This window comes from Micromonospora sp. NPDC049359 (assembly GCF_044466585.1).
In the GTDB taxonomy this organism is placed as follows: Bacteria; Actinomycetota; Actinomycetes; order Mycobacteriales; family Micromonosporaceae; genus Micromonospora.
Window position 1 is genome coordinate 48,333 of record NZ_JBITMW010000013.1, and the last position, 17,655, is coordinate 65,987.

Consider the following 17,655-nt stretch of genomic DNA (forward strand, 5'->3'; position numbering starts at 1 on the left):
GCTAGCGGCAGACGGCCGTGACGACGACGGGCGCCTGCGGCAGGGTCGGCGGGTGGCAGCCCCCGGGCGTTGTCGGCCGCCACGCCGCCGCGACGTTGTAGAACCAGTCGTCCGGCACGTACGCGGCCCATTGGGACAGGTCGTTGCCGCCGTTCAGGCCACTGGCCAGCGCCACGCTCCGGGAACCGCTTCGGAGCGCGGCCAGCAACTGCTGCATGCCGACCGTCGGATAGCCGAGCGCGGCGCACGCCTGGTCGCCCGAGCGCCAGCACGTCCAGGCCAGTGCCGGGTCGGCGATGGCCCGATCCGGGTACGGGGCCGTGAACAGGTCGAACACCACCGTCTCATCGAAGATGGCCTGACCGACGCTCTGCCAGAACTCGATCGCGTACGCGGCGTCCGGCATCGGCTTGGCGCAGACGGCGCGTTCGTCCCGGCAGGTCGCCCCCGGCCCGGTGTAGCGGCCGTGGCTCCAGGCGAGCGCGACGATGGGCGTGATGCCGGCGGTCGTCAACCGTTGTGTGTACGCCACGATCTCCTGCCGGTACGGCTCCCCGCCGTAGCGGGGGTCGACGTACGACAGGCCCAGCCAACAGGCCTCGTTGAGGGGGATGTACACCGCCTGCACGCCGCGTGCGGCGAGCCCGGCCACGGCGGTGGCGTCGACCGGGCCGTCCCAGATGCCGCGCCCCTGCACGCAACGGGCCTCCGCTCCGGTGCGCGCGAGCGGCGTCAGGCGTCGGGGCGCCGCCGTGTCGATGACCGGGGAGATGCCCCAGAGCTGGTCGCGCACCACGCTGACGTACGGCGCCTGCCGCTCCTCGCCCGGTGTCAACACCCGTACGGAAACGCTCCTCTCGCTGCTCAGCGTCGCGCCCTGGTCGTCGTACACCTGGGCATTCACGGTGTAGAGGCCGGCCGGCAGATCACGCCACCGTGCGGTGTACGGCGCGGTGGTGTCGGTGCCGAGCGAGATCCTGTCCGACCAGCTGCCCCAGCCGAAGAACTCGACGCGGGTGATCCGTCGGCCGGGCGCGGCCGTGGCGGCGGCTTCCACGGTGATGGTGGCCGGGGCGAAGAAGTGGTCGCCCTCCTCGGGCTTGATGATCCGCACGGACGGACGGTTCGGGTCGGGGGTGGGGCTGGGCGACCCGCTCGGCCGCGGACTCGGCGAAGTCGGCGGTGGGCTCGACGGGGGCGGAGGCGCGGGCACGGAGGTCGTGCAGGTGACGCCGTTGAGCGTGAATTCCTGCGGCTGGCTGGTCCAGACCACCCCGTGCGTCATGGCATACGGAAAGGACACCGTCTTGTCGGCCGGCAGCGTGACACCGGGCAGGTTACGGATCGTGACCTGCGCGCCGTGCTGTTCCCAGAGCACGCCCTCGACGTTCTTGATCTGCTCGGTCGGGTAGCGCAGCGGGAACCGCAGCGTCCACTCCGCGAGCGGCCGACCGAAACTGTGCACCCTGAGTTCGCCACGCAGCATCGACGAGTACCGGGCGTAGACCAGGAGCTCCGCCGCGCACCCGCTGGCGGCGGAGGCCGGGAGAACCACGGCGAGAGCACCCGTGACGGCGACGAGCGCCACGACAGCCAGCGAGACAACCCGATTTCTCATCAACGACCCCCGTCATCGATATTCGTCACTGGAATCGTCGCCCCGGCCGGTGTCGGACGTCAAGGCGCGCAGGGCTGCGTCGCCACCCCGGGGAAGGGCGTCGACGCCCTTCCCCGCCGCTGGCCGCGCCCGGGTACACGCATGGCGGCCTCCTCAGACGCGTATTACAACCGGGTAGAAGCGCGTGAAGGGGACACGGACCACGCCACGTCGGCAGCCGACTGTGACCTGTATCACACTGCTGTCGCGTTCCAGTCGACCTGCCGGGGTGTATCCAGCGAGGTCGCCCGAAGCGGATCGGCTGGGAGGTCGGAGCATGTCGCGACAGCTGCGGTTCGGCGCCCTCGCCGCGAGCGGGCCGCGTCCCCGCCGACGCGAGGGGGAGCATCCGCGCCGGCCCCGGCACCCGCGACCGGCCGGCGAGCCGACCATCCGCCGTCGACCGACCACCGATCGGGCGGAACGACACCACCGGCTTCCCGGGCGGCCCACCTCCACCCGGGCCACGCCGGCCGGCGACGCGCTGCCTGGCGCCGAACCACCGCGCCGCGACACGGACGCGGCAGCGCAGGTCGGTCGGAGCGCCGTCGCCGCCGCCGGCCGGGTGCCGGGCATCCGCGACGTCCGCCCGGTCACCGTCCGCGTGGACGACCGGACCGTGGGCCTCGACCTCGAGCTCATCACCGAGTACGGACACCACCTGCCCGCCGTCGCCGACGCGGTCCGGCGCGCGGTCGCCGACCGGGTGTACGCCGACACCGGCCACACCGTCGTCGCGGTGACGATCACGGTGCGGGATCTCGTGGTGCCCGGCTCGGACGAGGCCACTCTCCGCCCCTCGACCACGCGGGGAGAGCTGACCATGGCGACCGTCAACCGGGCGGCCTCATTCCTGCTCGGTGTGGTCCTGCTCGCCGGCGGCGCCCTGCTGGCCGCGCAGGCGCTGCTGGTGACGCTCGGTGTACCGACGCCGCTGCTCGTCCGCCCCGGCTGGCACGAGGCGCTGACCAGCACCCGCTGGGCCGATCCGGGCGTGCGGGTGGCGGCCGGTGCGGCCGTCCTGCTGGGCCTCGTCGTCCTGGCCGCTCAACTGCGTCGGTGGACGCCGGTCCGGCTGCGGGTCGACGAACGCGACGGCTGGCACCTGCGCCGACGGTGTGTGGAACGTCGACTGACCGAGGCGGTGGACACCGTGCCGGGCGTACGCCGGACGAGAGTGCGCGTCCGACGGCACGGCGACCGGTGGCGCCCCCGGCTGCACGCCACCGGCGACCCCGCGGCCCGCGCCGAGGTCGAGTTCGCCGTGCGCCAGGAGCTGCGCCGGCTCGCCCGCCCGCGCGTCGACCGAGTCGAGATCCGACTGCTGCCCTCCCGGGGACCGGCATGACCGACGCCGCACATCGCCTGCTGTGGACGATCGTCGCGCTGCTGCTGGTGGCCGGTGGGGCGACCGCGCTGACGATCGGCGCCGGCGCGCTGTCGGGCGGCGACCCGGTCCTGCTCGGCGGCGGCCTGGTCGACGCGTGGCGGCTGGCGACGCCCTGGAGCACCCTGGCCGCCGCGGTGGCCGGGCTGCTGACCGCCGTCGCCGGCCAGCGCCTGCTGCACCGGACGGTACGCCGACCCGACCGGCCCCTGCGGGGCATGCTGAGCCACGCCGGGAACCGTCCCGGTCGCACCCGGCTCGCCACCGAGGTGCTCGTACGCGCCCTGGAACGGGACCTGGTCCGGGCGGCCGGGGTACGCCGCGCCCGGGTCGTGCTCACCGGCCCGCCACCGCGACCCGACGTGTGGGTCCAGGTGGACCTGAGCAGCGACGCCCCCGCCGCGCGGGTCCGCGAGCACGTCCACGCCGCCGTCCGCCGGTTCGCCACGACGGCCGGCTGCGCACCCGCGCACCTCGACGTGACGGCCCGGATCGAGCCGGACCGGCCGTGAGCCGAGCGTCCGTACGGGTCAGCGCGCGGCCCGACGGCCGACCACCCCGCCGCGGTGCCACCCGGCCCAGCCGTCAGGGGTCCAAGGTCCCGGGCCGGTGCGGTCCGGTCGGCCCTGCCGCCCCGAGGGGCCGAGGGCGTCCACTGGAGGTGCCACCGGGAAGCGCGGTGCGAGGCTGAGAAGGGACGTGGACACCATGACCACGACGATCGACCGGACCACCGCCGGGACCCCCGCTGCGGCGACCGACACCACCCGAGCAAAGGCCGCCCGGTACGTCCTGGCGGGCACCCGGATGGCGCTCGGCTGGATCTTCCTCTGGGCATTCCTCGACAAGCTGTTCGGCCTCGGCCACGAGACCGAGTCGAAGAACGCCTGGATCAACGGGGGCAGCCCCACCAAGGGCTTCCTCACCTTCGGGGTCGCCGGTCCGTTCAAGGACATGTACACGAACATCGCCGGCGCCGCCTGGGCGGACTGGCTGTTCATGGTCGGCCTCGCCGGGATCGGCGTCGCGCTCCTGCTCGGTGTCGGCATGCGGGTCGCGGCCGTAGCCGGCGGACTGCTGCTGGTCCTCATGTGGACCGCCGTCCTGCCCCCGGAGAACAACCTCTTCATGGACGACCACCTGATCTACGCCGCGGTGCTGGCCGCCCTGGCGCTGGTCAACGCCGGCGACACCTGGGGCCTCGGGAAGGTGTGGGCGAAGCTGCCGATCGTCCGGCAGGCGCCCTGGCTCCGGTGAGCCCCTCCGACGCGGGCGTCACCCTCCGGGGTGACGCCCGCGAACGTGCGCGTGCGCCCGTGGGCCCGTGGGGAACCGTGTCGATCATCCGCAGTCGGTTCACGGGTGTGGCGTACATCGGCCGTCGGCGATCCGGCAGGATCGACGGTGACCGGACACATCACCGCAACACGGCAGGAGATCCCGCATGAACCAGGCAGCAGGCGCCCGATCGGGCAAGCCCGAGGTGGGTCCGATCGAGGGTGCGCCGCCGGCCGACCTCGTGATCGAGGACATCACCGTCGGCGACGGCCCGCAGGCCGAGCCCGGCCAGTTGGTGAGCGTCCACTACGTCGGCGTGTCGCACTCCACGGGCGGCGAGTTCGACTCGTCGTGGAACCGGGGCGAGGCGTTCGAGTTCCCGCTCGGCGGCGGTCAGGTCATCGCCGGCTGGGACCAGGGCGTGGCCGGCATGCGCGTCGGCGGCCGGCGGCGTCTCACCATCCCGCCGCACCTGGGGTACGGCGACCGTGGCGCCGCCGGCGTCATCAAGCCGGGCGAGACGCTGATCTTCATCGTCGACCTGCTCGGCGTGCGCTGACCGACACCTCGCGGGGGTCGTCCGGCTCGACGCCGGGCGGCCCCTTCGCACGTCAGACCCGGCCACAGAAGGTCAGCGTCGCTCCACAGGACTCAGCGTCCCCGGCCCTCGGCCCTGTCAGGGTCAGGCCGCCAGCACCAGGTCACCGGGCGCGGCCGGCGGACGGCGGACGGGCACGGCCAGATCGGCCGGCGCCGCACGACGGGCGGCCTCGACCACCCGGGCGGGCTCGAGGATCGGCATCACCCGGTGCAGGCCGGTGGCGCGCAACACGCGGGCCACCACCGGCGTCGGATCGACCACGACCAGCTCGCCGCCCCGGGCCCGGACGCGCAGATGCGCGGCCAGCAGGGCCCGCACCCCGGCGGCGGAGAGCAACCGGAGCCCGGACAGCTCGAGCTGGACGACCGGACGCGCCGGCGCGGACCACAGCGCGGACCGGAACACGGCCACGGTGGCGATGTCGACCTCGCCGGCCACCCGCACCTGGACCGCCTGGTCACCCACGCTGACCTGCACGTCGATCCGGTCGCTGCGCTCTTCCATGCCCTGAAATCTAGCCCCCACCACCGACAGTTTCGCCCGTCCGGGGAGTGATTCCGGGTACGTCCAGGGTCATCCCCCAGACTTCCCCTCATCCGCCCGAGGGTGGAGGCCAGGGGCGTCGGGGTCGGCCGGACGACCAGGTGGCGCGCCGTACCGGGCACGCCCCGCATCAGCGTCGGAGAATGGGGCGATGGTGATCCCCCGCCCCCGGCCGCCACGGTTGATCCGGCCCGTCCGCGAACCGGCCACCGTTCCGCCTCCGCTTCGCGGCGTGTGGGCGGCCACCGATCGCCGCCTCGACCAGGTCGACCTCCTGCCCCTTCCCGACGGCGCCGTCGGGCCCGAGGACGTGCTCGTGGACCCGTCCGGTCGGGTCGTCAGCGGCGACGAGGACGGCAACCTCTGGTGGTGGCCGGTCGACGCGCCGGCCGGCACCCGGGGACGGCTGCTGGCCGAGACCGGCGGCCGGCCGCTCGGCATCGAGCTGGACCCGTCCGGGGAGGCCCTGGTCGTCTGCGACGCGTACCGCGGGTTGCTAAGGGTCACGCCGGACGGAACGGTCCGCGAGCTGACCGGGACGGCGCCGCCCGTGCACCTGGCCAACAACGCGACGGTGGCCCGCGACGGCACCGTCTACTTCACCGACTCGTCGGACCGGTTTCCGGTCTCGCACTGGAAACGGGACCTGCTGGAGCACCGCCCCAACGGCCGGGTGCTGGCCCACCACCCGGGCAGTGGGCGCACCGAGGTCGTGGCCGAGGGGCTGTACTTTCCCAACGGCATCGCCCTGACGCCCGACGAGTCGGCGCTGATGCTGGTGGAGACCACCACCCACCGGCTGCTGCGCGTCGAGCTGAGCGGCGGGGTGCGGGTGCTCGCCGACCTGCCCGCGTACCCGGACAATCTCTGCGCCGTGGGCGACGGCACGTACTGGATCGCCCTGCCCAGCCCCCGCGTGCCCCTCGCCGAACGGCTGCTGCCGCACCCACGGCTGCGCCAGCTCGCCGCGCTGCTGCCCGACGCCATGCAGCCGCAGCCACGCCGCTACGGGCTGGTCGCGCTCGTCGACGGCGAGGGCACGGTCCGTCGTACGCTGCACGGCCCGGCCGGGCACTACTCGATGATCACCGGGGTACGACAGCACGGCGACCACCTCTGGTTGGGCAGCCTCACCGGGTCCGGCGTGGCCCGCGTACCCCTGGGGTGACGAGCCTGGCCCGCGCCCGACGCCCCCGGGCGGCGGCCGGCCCCGACGGCGGCGGTCCCCGCCCCCGCGAAGGCGAGCGGGCCGGCCCACCGCGTGGGTGGACCGGCCCGAAGGGTGTCTGTCAGCGGCCGCTCACCGAGGGCGCCGGGGCGGGCGACCCGCCGGCGACCGCCCCCGGATGCGCCGGGGCGGCCGGCGCGGGCTTGAGCCCCGGAGGCACCGGCAACGCGCTGCCCCGGACGAACTCGTCCCAGCTCACGTTCCACGCCGTCCAGCCGTTGCCGGGCTGCAACTCGACCTCGGTGCCCTTGACGGTGACCAGGTCGCCGACCTGGGTCACGCCCATCAACCAGTCGGCGGCGGTGGCGGAGACGTTCGCGCAGCCGTGCGAGGTGTTGGTGTAGCCCTGCTCGCCCTCCGACCAGGGCGCCGAGTGGATGAACTCGCCGCCCCAGGTGAGCCGCTGGGCGTCGTCGACGTCGACCACGTAGCCGCCGTTCGGCTCACCCCGGGTGTCGAAGGTGGTCCGCTCGTGCTTCTCCATGATCACCATCTTGCCGCTGGAACTCGGCGTACTCGGCTTGCCCAGGCTGACCGGGATCCGGCGGACCAGCTTGCCGTCGCGCAGCACCGACATCTGCTTCGTGGCGTTGTCGATCTCCAAGGAGACCTGCTTGCCGATCTTCGAGGTGGCGGTCCGCTCGGCGTCCCCCATCAGTTTCTTACCGATCGGCAGTCCCTGCAGACCGGCCCGGACGCTGATCGTCGTCCCGGGTCGCCAGAAATCGGGTGCCCGGTAATAGACCTGACTCCCGTCGTCCAGCCACGACCAGGTGCCCGGCTGCGGCGGATTCGTCTTCACGAACAACCGGCGCTGCACATCCGCCCTGGCCTCTTTCGGAATTGCCGGGTCGAACGCCACCGTTACCGGCATGGCAGTACCGTACGTCCGGTTGCCGACGAAATAGAGCGTGCTGGTCACCTGCGGCTTCGTCGACGTGGCCATCGTGGTGAACGTGGTGGTCCGCGTCGTCGTCGCACCCGAGTCGCCGGTCGCCGTCACCTCCGCGGTGTACGTGCGCCGGGGCTGCAGCGGCGCGCTCGGCACCCAACCCGAGCCATCCTCACGCGGCTCCGCCTTAACCTGCGCGCCCTTGTCGTCGGTGAGTCGGACAGCGGTGACCCGTCCGCCCTTGACCACCGTGCCGACCTCGGCGCTGACCGGGATCTCGCGGGTCTTGTCGCCCGGCGTGACGGTGAGTTCCGGCGGCGCGGCGTGCCGCTTGGCCGGACCGGCCACCGGGTCCCGACCGATGGTGCACCCGCCCAACACGAGCGGTGCGGCCGCGACAGTTACCGCCAACAGCGTCAATCGCCGCCTAGACGTCATGTTCAGTCCCCCCGTTTTCGGCTTCCCTCACTCATATTCTGGCCGCCTCGACGGGAGCATTCAGGGCATTCGGAGATAATCGCGAGCGCATTTATCGACGCATTTTCCGCCACTGAGCCGCTTGCCGAGAAAGCGCACCACTGCCGGTTGTGGGTGCTCTCCGGCCGCCCGCATGCCCGCCGACCCGCAACGTCCGGTCCGACCACGCCGCCGCCACTCCCGCCCCTATCGCCCTAGGTGCACGACTGACGCAGCAGGCACACGACCGGCCGGACCGGGCTGGGCCGGGCTGGGCTGGGCTGGGCTGGGCTGGGCTGGTCAAGATCCGCACAACTTCCCCGATGTTGCTGCCTCCGGCCGGCGGGAGGCAGCAAGATCCCCGATGTTGCGCGGATCTTGGCAGCCCCACAACTCATGAGCAGCAGCTGAGCCCGCCCGAGAGAGCAAGTCCCGGGTCCCACCCCACCCGTCGCGCCGATCTTGCACTTTCGGTTGCCGTTATCGGCAGGCAAGTCCGGTATGTCGGCGCAGAAAGTGCAAGATCGGCGCGGCGGGTGCGGTGCGTGGAGTCTGGGGTCGCGCACCTGGTGGGCGGACTTTTGTCAGGTGGAGCGAAACTTCTGCTGATCGTGAGGGAGCTTTGCCTTTGTCCATGGTCAAGGGTAGGGTCGCTTTCCAGATAGAGGGTTGCCCATTCGTCGATCAGCCTGCCTGCCGCCCCTGCCGGGGTCGGCCGCGGTCCGCCCAGAGGGTCGCCGACCGCGGAATAACGCGTCGTCCACACCGTCCACGCCGGAGCACGTCTCCGGCCGGTTCGGCGCGTCCCGGTACGGGCAGCCGGTTGACCGCTGCCGACGGCACGCCATCCGTCAGGAAGGAACCACCACCATGGATCACCAGGCCAACCGCTCGGAGTCGACCGGGGCGTCCGAGTCGGTCAGTCGGCGAGGGTTGCTCCGCGCCGCGACCGTCTCCGCCGCCGCTGTCGGCGCTGCCGGGCTTTTCGCCGGCCCGGCCAACGCGGCGCCCGCCGGTGACACCGCCGCCGCAGGTCAGTCCCACGGCCGGCGTCGGGTGCCGGTGGACCGCATCAGCATCCAGCTCTACACCCTGCGCGACCAGCTCGCCGCCGACCTGCCGGGCACCCTCGCCGCCCTGCGTCGCATCGGCTACCGACGGGTGGAGCACGCCGGCTTCGTCGGGCGTACGGCCGCGGAGTTCCGCGCCGCGCTCGACGCCGCCGGGTTGCGGGCCACCTCCGGGCACACCGGTATCCCGCAGCCGTTCGACGCCGCCACCTGGGAACGCGCCCTGGCCGACGCCAACACGCTGGGCTCCAAGAAGATCGTGCACCCGTACTTCGGTCGGGACGCCGAGGGCCGCCCGTACCGGGACCCGGCCATCTACCGCGCCCTGGCCCGGGACCTCAACCAGGCCGGCCGGCTCGCCGAGCGCGCGGGCCTCGACTTCGGCTACCACAACCACCAGCTGGAGTTCGTGCCGCTGACCGACGGCTCGACCGGCTTCGAGATCCTCACCGGGCAGACCGATCCCCGGCTGGTCCACTTCGAGCTGGACCTCTACTGGACCTGGCGGGGAGCGCACGACCCGGTCGACGTCATCCGGGAGAACCGCGGGCGGATCCGTCAGGTGCACGTCAAGGACCTGGACGTCGAGGGTGGCTTCGCCGATCTCGGCAACGGCGTCATCGACTTCGGTCGCATCTTCGCCCACGAGCGCGAGGCGGGCATCGAGGAGTACATCGTGGAGCGCGACGACGCGGGCACCTCGCCGCGGGTGCCGGCCGACGCCCTCGAGACCGCCCGGGTCGGCTTCGACTATCTCGCCTCGCTCCGGTACTGAGCACCGTGAAGGGCTATTTGATGAACAGAACCGCATTCGCGTCCGCCCTGCTCCTGGTGACCGCCGGCCTGGTCGCGCCGACGACGGCGGCGACCGCCGCGCCGGCTCCGCCACCGGACAGCAGCTTCCAGAAGGTGACGCTCAACGACTTCCCGGGCGAGCCGATGAGCCTCGCCGTCCTGCCCGACCTGCGGGTGCTGCACACCTCCCGGACCGGCGAGGTACGCATCCACGACCCGCGCACCGGGCTCAACACCCTCGCCGCCGACATCGACGTGTACCAGCACGACGAGGAGGGGTTGCAGGGCATCGCGATCGACCCGAACTTCGCCCAGAACAAGTGGGTGTACCTGTACTACTCACCACCCATGGACACCCCGGTGGACGACCCGGCCACGCCGGACGTCAACGAGGGGGACGCGCCGGAGGTCGGCACCGCGGCGGACTGGCAGCGGTTCAAGGGCGCGCTGCGGCTGTCCCGGTTCAAGCTGGAGGGGATGAAGCTCAACCTCGCCAGCGAGCAGCAGATCATCGACGTGCCGACCGACCGGGGGATCTGCTGCCACGTCGGCGGCCAGATCGACTTCGACAGCAAGGGCAACCTGTACCTGTCGACGGGTGACGACACCAACCCGTTCGCCTCCGACGGCTACGTCCCGATCGACGAGCGGGCCGACCGGAACCCGGCGTACGACGCCCAGCGCACCGCGGCCAACACCAACGACCTGCGCGGCAAGCTGCTGCGCATCAAGGTGAAGTCCGGTGGCGGGTACACGGTGCCGGCGGGCAACCTGTTCAAGCCGGGCACCGCGCAGACCCGACCGGAGATCTACGCGATGGGGCTGCGCAACGCGTTCCGCTTCGCGGTCGACCGGCGCACCGACGACGTGTACGTGGGCGACTACTCCCCCGACGCCTCCACGGCGAACCCGCAGCGCGGGCCGGCCGGGCACGGCCGGTGGATGGTGGTCGACAAGCCGGCGAACTACGGCTGGCCGTACTGCGTGACGCCGACCATCGCCTACCGCGACTACGACTTCGCCACCGGCGTGTCCGGTCCGAAGTTCAACTGCACGCGCCCGGTGAACGACTCACCGCACAACACGGGCAAGCGCGTGCTGCCGCCGGTCGAGGCCCCGCAGGTCTGGTACTCGGCGGCCGCCTCGGCCGAGTTCCCGCAGCTGGGCACCGGCGGCATCGCCCCGATGGGTGGCCCGGCGTACGACTACGACGGGACCAGCACGTCGCGTACCCGGTGGCCGGCCTACTACGACGGGGTGCCGCTGTTCTACGAGTGGACCCGGGACTACATCAAGGAGTTCCGCCTCGACGCCGACGGCGACGTCACGGACATCCGGCCGGTGGCGCCGTCGATCGTGGTGGACAACCCGATGGACATGGAGTTCGGTCCGGACGGCGCGCTCTACGTCCTGGAGTACGGCGACGGCTACTTCGCCGAGAACCCGGACGCGCAGTTGTCGCGGATCGACTTCGTCCGGGGCAACCGGACGCCGATCCCGAAGATCAGCGGTACCCCGACCGTCGGGCAGGCCCCGCTGACCGTCGCGTTCTCCAGCGCCGGCACCACCGACCCGGACGGCGACAAGCTGAGCTACGCGTGGGACTTCGACGCGGACGGTTCGGTGGACAGCACCGACCCCAATCCGTCGTGGACGTTCCAGGAGAACGGCTCGTACACGCCGACGCTGAAGGTGACCGACCGCACCGGACGCTCGGCCTCGGCGACCCTGCCGCTGGTGGTCGGGCCGACCGCGCCGGTCATCGAGTTCGTCGCCCCGGTGGCCGGGCAGCCCTTCCAGTTCGGGCAGACGGTCGCGTACGAGATCAAGGTCACCGACGACCTTCCGGTGGACTGCTCGCGGGTGAAGGTCACCTACGTGCTCGGCCACGATGAGCACGGGCATCCGCTCTCCACGGCGACCGGCTGCTCGGGCACCATCCCCACCTTCCTCGACGGTGGGCACAGCGGCGCGGACAACCTGACCGCGGTGTTCGTCGCGGAGTACACCGACGCGCCGACGGAGCCGGGCGTGCCGCCGCAGAGCGCCACGGCGACCGTGGTGCTCGATCCCACGCCGGTGGCCGGCCTGGCCGGCTGACCTGTCGACAGTGACGGCGGCGGCGTTCGGAGATACTTCCGGTCGCCGCCGCCTCGCGTCGCGGCCCGGGGCCTGCCGGCCGGAGGGCACCTCGCTCCGGTCGACGCGAGCGCCGGTCAGCTCCAGTCGTTGTCGACGTGGTTGTCGCGCCAGCGTCCGCCCACCGGCGGGGTGTCCAGGCACATCCCGTCGTCGGCGTTGCCGGCCAGGTCGTTGTCCTCGACCCGGCAGTCCACGCAGCTCCCCCGACCGGTGATCCACAGGCCGTGGGTCTGGGTCCGGTCCTCGTGGTTGTCCCAGATCCGGTTACCGCGGATGGTGGCCGAGTCGAACGCCGCGTCGATGGTGATGCCGGCCCGTCGCTCGGGTGCGGCGGACAGCTCGTACCCGCACCCCGGAGGCGGGATGTCCCCGCTCCACGCGCTGATGCCGTCGGGACGCACCGGGGCGAGGGTGAGTTCGTCGCCGGTGTTCGCGGCGACCATGGCCACGGCCCGCCCCACCCGCAGGACCTTGCCGCGGTGACCGTCGTGCGGCCAGTTCGCGGACCGGTCCACCACGGACCGTTCGGCGTAGCGGACGGTCTCGCCGCTACCGCTGGCGGCCTGCGCGTACTGTCGGCCGTTGTTGCGGATCCGGTTGTTGAGCAGCACCGCGTCGGTCATCTGGTGGCCGATCCGGATGGCGTCCAGCCCGTTGCCCCAGAAGTCGTTGCTCTCGATCACCACGTCCCGCACCGGGCCCTGGTAGCCCCGCCCGAGGTCGTACGCGTGGTAGCCGTGCTGGCCGTTGCCGCTGATCCGGTTGCCCCGGATGGTGTACGGGCCCGGGGTGTTGCCGACGCTGACCCCGTCGCGGATGTTGCCGTCGATGACGCAGTCGGCGACCAACCCACCCCGCCCGGCCACCCCGGCGGTGCCCTGGGCGGAGATGTCGAAGCCGGCCTCCAGGTTGCCGGCCATGGTGCAGGCGGAGACGATGAGACCGTCGGCGCCCCAGTCGGAGATGCCGAACCGGTTGCCCTGGCTGTGGCAGCCGATGATGCGGTAGCCACGCGGCGGCGTCCAGTAGTCCTTCTGCAGTTCGAGGAAGATGCCGTTGGTGCCGTTGGCGAGGGTGGTGCAGTTCGCGATGGTGAGGCGCTCCACCGAGCCCCACCCGCCGATGCCCACGCCGATCCCGGCGCCGCCGATCTGCTCGCCGTTGTCCAGTCGGCCGCAGCCGACCACGACCACGCCGTCGATCAGCGAGTCCTGCAGGAAGTCGCAGCCCAGCCCGGTGGCGGCGGTGTGGTGGATGTAGAGGTTGCGGAACACGCCGCGCACCACGTACTGCAGGCCCAGCCCCTTGGCGAGGTAGTTGTACTCGGCCATCGCCACGCCCGAGCCGTCGATCTGGAAGTCCGCGAAGGTGCAGTCGGCGATGTGGCGGTCCCGGTCGGCGCCGTGCTGCACGGTGGTCCAGAACGCCAGTGGGGTCGGGTCGGCGCGGTTGCCCTCGTTGCTGAGCATGAATCGGGTCGCCGCCGGGCCGGCCCCGACCAGCGAGACGCCGCTGCGCCACACCGTTCCGGCGTCGCGGATCGAGTAGATGCCGGGCGGGCAGTAGATGACGCGGGCCCGACCGTCCGAGGCGTACCCCGCACCGAGGCGGTCCACGAGGGCGGCCAACGCCGGCTGGTCGTTGGTCGCGCCGTCACCGGTCAGGCCGTACTCCCGGGCGTCGCAGTAGAGCGGCGCGCCGGCCGCGGCGGGCCGGCGGACGCGGATCGAGTTGAGTAGCAGCTCGTTCGCCACGGCCACGGGTCGGCTCCCTTCGACGCGTCCGGCGCGTACCGGCGGGGCCGACTTCCCGGCGACACGGCCGGGAAACCCCGGGGCACGCGCCGGCCCCGACGCCGCGCGGGCGACGTCGGGGCCCAGGGGGTACGCGTCAGACGGCGGCGATCAGCAGCGCCGGGCGCTCCACGCAGTCTGCGACGTGCCGCAGGAAGCCACCGGCCACCCCGCCGTCGCACACCCGGTGGTCGAACGTGAGGCTCAACTGGGTGACCTTGCGGACGGCCAACTGCCCGTCGACCACCCACGGCTTGTCCACGATCCGCCCCACTCCGAGCAGCGCCGCTTCGGGGTGGTTGATGATCGGCGTGGAGCCGTCCACGCCGAACACCCCGTAGTTGTTGAGGGTGAAGGTGCCGCCGGTGAGCCGGGCCGGCGCGAGCGTCCCGGCCCGCGCCGCGGCGGTGGTCTCCGCCAGCGCGGCGGCCAGTTCGGCGGTGGTGAGCCGCTGGGCGTCCCGCAGCACCGGCACCAGCAGGCCCCGGTCCGTCTGCGCGGCGATACCCAGGTGCACGCCGGCGGACTGGACGATCCGCTGGCCCTCGGTGTCGACGCGGGCGTTGAGCTGCGGGTACCGGCGCAGGCCGCTGAGGCAGATCCGGGCCAGCAGGGCCAGGATGCTCACCGGGGCGTCGGGCGTCGCCGCGTTGATCGCCGCACGGGTCTCCAGCAGCCCGGTGGCGTCCACGTCGACCCAGATGGTCACCTCGGGGATCTCCCGCCGGCTGCGGGAGAGCTTGTCGGCGATGACCTTGCGGATGCCGGTGAGCGGGATGACCACGTCGCCGTCCCCGGTCGGGGCCAGGGCGACGTGGGGCTCCGGCACGGCGGCGAGCCGGGGCGCGGTCGAGGCCGCCTCCACGTCGGCGCGGCGGATCACGCCGCCGGGTCCGGTGCCCCGCACGGTGGCGAGGTCGACGCCGCGCTCGCGGGCCAGCCGGCGCACGATCGGCGAGATGACCAGGGCACTCGACGACTGGGCACCAACCGTCGCGCCACCGTCGGCGGCAGCGGAGTGGGAGGCCGGACTCGCGCCGGGCCGGTCAACCCCGACCGTGCCGGTACCGGCCGGGCCAGTGACGGCCGAGCCAGTGACGGCCGAGCCAGTGACGGCCGAGCCAGTGACGGCCGGACCGACACCGACCGGACCGGCGGCGGCCGAGCCAGCGCCGATCGCGCCAACCTCGCTCGCGCCAACGCCGGTCGGGCCGGTGGCGGTCGGCGCGGCGTCGGTCGGGTCGGGGGCGAGGGTCAGGCGCGGCCGGCGGCGACGGCGCGTCGCGCCGCCGTGCCCGGTGCCGTACCCGATCAGAACGTTGCCGGAGCCGGCCCGCTCCTCCTCACGGTAGGTGGCGTGCCCGGCGGGCTCGTCGCCGCCGCCGTCCAGCGGCGCGATGGTGATCAACGGCTGGCCGACCGGGCGTACCTCGCCGGCCGCGCCGTGCAGGGTCACGACCCGTCCGGCGTACGGGCAGGGCACGTCGACGACCGCCTTGGCGGTCTCCACCTCGACCACGCTCTGGTCCACCTCGACGACGTCACCGACGGCGACCCGCCACTCGACGATCTCGGCCTCGCTCAGCCCCTCGCCCAGGTCGGGCAGGAGGAAGACCTGGGTCCGCTCGACGGTGGTCATGCCGCCGCCCAACGCGCGTCGGGCTGGTCGTCCCACTGCAGGCGGGCGACCGCGTCGAGGACGCGGTCCACGCCGGGCAGGTGGGTGTGCTCCAGCATCGGCGCCGGGTACGGGATGTCCAGCCCGGCCACCCGCAGCACCGGCGCGTGCAGCGCGTGGAAGCAGCGCTCCTGCACCCGGGCGGCGATCTCCGCGCCGACGCCCGCGAAGCCGGGCGCCTCCTGGATGACCACGCAGCGACCGGTGCGCCGGACCGAGGCGGCGATGGTGGCGTCGTCGAACGGCACGATGGTGCGCACGTCGACGACCTCCAGGTCCCAGCCCTCCTCGCGCGCGGCCTCGGCGGCCTCCAGGGCGACCGGCACCGCCGGTCCGTACGCCACCAGGGTGGCGTCGCGGCCGGGCCGGCGCACGACGGCCCGGCCGAACGGCTCGGTCCGCGTCGGCAGGGCCGCGTCGGCGCTGGCGAAGTAGAGCTTCTTGGGCTCCATGAAGACCACCGGGTCGGGGTCGTCGATCGCCTCCCGCAGCAGGGAGTACGCGTCGTCGACGGTCGCCGGGGTGACGACCTTGAGGCCGGGCGTGTGCGCGTAGTACGCCTCGGACGAGTCGCAGTGGTGCTCGACCCCGCCGATCCCGCCCGCGTACGGCACCCGGATGACGATGGGCACGCTGAGCGCCCCGCGGGTGCGGTTGCGCAGCTTCGCCACGTGCGAGGCGATCTGCTCGAACGCCGGGTACGCGAACGCGTCGAACTGCATCTCGACGACCGGCCGCAGCCCGGACATGGCGAGGCCGACGGCGAAGCCGACGATGCCGGCCTCGGCCAGGGGCGTGTCGAAGCAGCGGTTCTCGCCGAAGCGTGCCTGCAGGCCGTCGGTGATCCGGAAGACGCCGCCGAGCGCGCCGACGTCCTCGCCGAAGACGACGACCTTCTCGTCGGCGGCGAGCGCGTCGGCGAGGGCGGTGTTGAGGGCCTTCGCCATGGTGGTGGCCATCAGGCGTCACCCTCCTCGTCGCGTGCGGCGGCCAGCTCGGCGCGGACGAGTTCGCGCTGCTCGACGAGCTGTGGGGTGGGCTCGGCGTAGACGTGGTCGAACAGGCTCAGCGGGTCGACCGTGGGCTGGCTGTTCATCCGGGTACGCAGGTCCGCGGCGTACGCCTCGGCCTGCTCGGCGATCTCGGTGACCGCTGCGTCGTCGAGCACCCCACGGGCGCGCAGATAGGCCTGGAGGCGGGCGATGGGGTCCCGGTCCCGCCAGGCGTCGACCTCGGCGCCGTCGCGGTAGCGGCTGGCGTCGTCGGCGTTGGTGTGCGGCTCCATCCGGTAGGTGTGCGCCTCCACCAGGAACGGCCCGTTGCCGGCGCGGGCGTGCGCGACCGCGCGGGTCAGCACGGCGAGCACGGCGACCGGGTCGTTGCCGTCGACCTGCTCACTGGGCACCCCGTAGCCGATGCCCTTGTACGCCAGCGACGGCGCGGCGGTCTGCCGGGACAGCGGCACGCTGATGGCGTACCTGTTGTTCTGCACGAAGTAGACGACCGGGGCTTTGAACACGGCGGCGAAGTTGATGCCCTCGTGGAAGTCGCCCTCGCTGGTCGCCCCGTCACCGATGAAGGCCAGCGCCACGGTGTCGCGCCCCTGGTACGCCTCACCGTGGGCGAGGCCGGCGGCGTGCACGCACTGGGTGGCGAGCGGGGTGCACTGCGGCGCGGTGTGCACCCGGGTCGGGTCGTAGCCGCAGTGCCAGTCGCCGCGCAGCAGGGTGAGAACCTCGACCGGATCGATGCCTCGGGCAACCAGCGCCATCGATTCGCGGTAGGTGGGGAACACCCAGTCGGTGTCGCGGACGGCGAGCGTGGCGGCCACCTGGCACGCCTCCTGGCCCCGGGACGACGGGTAGACGGCGAGGCGACCCTGCTTGGTCAGCGCGGTCGCCTGGGTGTCGAACCGGCGGCCGAGCACCATCCGGCGGTACAGCTCCCGCAGCGCCTCGACGGGCGGCTCCGGGTAGTCGGTGCGGGCCGGCAGCGGCGTGCCGGTCTCATCGAGCAGGCGGACCGGTTCGGCGTCCGGCAGCAGCGGACGCGCCGGGTCGGGCGGGGTGACCGTCCGACGGGCGCGCGGGGATGCCCTGCGGACCGCCTGGGGTGTGGTCGTCACGGCGGGACCT

14 protein-coding genes are annotated in these 17,655 nt (G+C 72.9%); 7 read left to right on the forward strand and 7 right to left on the reverse strand.

What is annotated here, in order from left to right; genetic code table 11:
- Position 1 precedes the first annotated feature (1 nt).
- Positions 2–1,618 (reverse strand): Ig-like domain-containing protein, encoded by a 1,617-nt coding sequence (locus ACIBTX_RS26275; RefSeq protein ID WP_357170460.1) that lies wholly within the window; start codon positions 1,616–1,618, stop codon positions 2–4.
- A 316-nt stretch (positions 1,619–1,934) separates the two neighbouring features.
- Here ACIBTX_RS26275 and ACIBTX_RS26280 point away from each other — a divergent pair, with 316 nt between their 5' ends.
- The 4 genes from ACIBTX_RS26280 (at position 1,935) to ACIBTX_RS26295 (ending at position 4,881) form a co-directional block, all read left to right on the forward strand.
- Entirely contained in the window at positions 1,935–3,005 is a 1,071-nt protein-coding gene (locus ACIBTX_RS26280; protein WP_396833126.1) for an Asp23/Gls24 family envelope stress response protein, read from the forward strand.
- Complete coding sequence (locus ACIBTX_RS26285) at positions 3,002–3,556, forward strand: hypothetical protein (protein WP_357170453.1); 555 nt, start codon at positions 3,002–3,004, stop codon at positions 3,554–3,556. The genes ACIBTX_RS26280 and ACIBTX_RS26285 overlap by 4 nt, the downstream gene beginning before the upstream one ends.
- Positions 3,557–3,752: 196 nt before the next feature.
- Complete coding sequence (locus ACIBTX_RS26290; RefSeq protein WP_357118976.1) at positions 3,753–4,301, forward strand: hypothetical protein; 549 nt, start codon at positions 3,753–3,755, stop codon at positions 4,299–4,301.
- A 187-nt stretch (positions 4,302–4,488) separates the two neighbouring features.
- The gene (locus ACIBTX_RS26295; protein ID WP_357118979.1) at positions 4,489–4,881 is read left to right on the forward strand and encodes an FKBP-type peptidyl-prolyl cis-trans isomerase; all 393 of its coding nucleotides are present in this window, start codon (positions 4,489–4,491) and stop codon (positions 4,879–4,881) included.
- Between the two features lie 123 nt (positions 4,882–5,004).
- On the opposite strand, the gene ACIBTX_RS26300 is transcribed toward ACIBTX_RS26295, so the two are convergent.
- A complete protein-coding gene (locus ACIBTX_RS26300) occupies positions 5,005–5,427 on the reverse strand; it encodes an STAS domain-containing protein (protein WP_396833127.1) in 423 nt (140 codons plus the stop codon).
- Between the two features lie 190 nt (positions 5,428–5,617).
- Here ACIBTX_RS26300 and ACIBTX_RS26305 point away from each other — a divergent pair, with 190 nt between their 5' ends.
- Entirely contained in the window at positions 5,618–6,634 is a 1,017-nt protein-coding gene (locus tag ACIBTX_RS26305; RefSeq protein WP_396833128.1) for an SMP-30/gluconolactonase/LRE family protein, read from the forward strand.
- 121 nt (positions 6,635–6,755) lie between these two features.
- On the opposite strand, the gene ACIBTX_RS26310 is transcribed toward ACIBTX_RS26305, so the two are convergent.
- Positions 6,756–8,024, reverse strand: coding sequence for an Ig-like domain-containing protein (locus ACIBTX_RS26310; protein WP_357118988.1), 1,269 nt, complete (start codon positions 8,022–8,024; stop codon positions 6,756–6,758).
- Between the two features lie 888 nt (positions 8,025–8,912).
- On the opposite strand from ACIBTX_RS26310, the gene ACIBTX_RS26315 reads away from it, so the two are divergent.
- A complete protein-coding gene (locus ACIBTX_RS26315; protein WP_357170445.1) occupies positions 8,913–9,887 on the forward strand; it encodes a sugar phosphate isomerase/epimerase in 975 nt (324 codons plus the stop codon).
- A gap of 20 nt (positions 9,888–9,907) precedes the next feature.
- Positions 9,908–12,007 carry a PQQ-dependent sugar dehydrogenase gene (locus ACIBTX_RS26320; RefSeq protein ID WP_357170443.1) on the forward strand — a complete coding sequence of 700 codons (2,100 nt, stop codon included), beginning with the start codon at positions 9,908–9,910 and terminating at the stop codon, positions 12,005–12,007.
- A 116-nt stretch (positions 12,008–12,123) separates the two neighbouring features.
- Here the strand turns inward: ACIBTX_RS26320 and ACIBTX_RS26325 are convergent, their stop codons facing one another.
- The 4 genes from ACIBTX_RS26325 to pdhA form a co-directional block, all read right to left on the reverse strand.
- The gene (locus ACIBTX_RS26325; protein WP_357119465.1) at positions 12,124–13,803 is read right to left on the reverse strand and encodes a right-handed parallel beta-helix repeat-containing protein; all 1,680 of its coding nucleotides are present in this window, start codon (positions 13,801–13,803) and stop codon (positions 12,124–12,126) included.
- Positions 13,804–13,939: 136 nt separating this feature from the next.
- Positions 13,940–15,481 carry a dihydrolipoamide acetyltransferase family protein gene (locus ACIBTX_RS26330; RefSeq protein ID WP_357118997.1) on the reverse strand — a complete coding sequence of 514 codons (1,542 nt, stop codon included), beginning with the start codon at positions 15,479–15,481 and terminating at the stop codon, positions 13,940–13,942.
- Positions 15,478–16,482, reverse strand: a complete 1,005-nt coding sequence (locus tag ACIBTX_RS26335) for an alpha-ketoacid dehydrogenase subunit beta (RefSeq protein WP_396833158.1) — start codon at positions 16,480–16,482, stop codon at positions 15,478–15,480. Before ACIBTX_RS26335 ends, ACIBTX_RS26330 begins: the two co-directional genes overlap by 4 nt.
- Entirely contained in the window at positions 16,479–17,645 is a 1,167-nt protein-coding gene (pdhA, locus tag ACIBTX_RS26340) for a pyruvate dehydrogenase (acetyl-transferring) E1 component subunit alpha (protein WP_396833129.1), read from the reverse strand. Before pdhA ends, ACIBTX_RS26335 begins: the two co-directional genes overlap by 4 nt.
- Between the last annotated feature and the right edge of the window lie 10 nt (positions 17,646–17,655).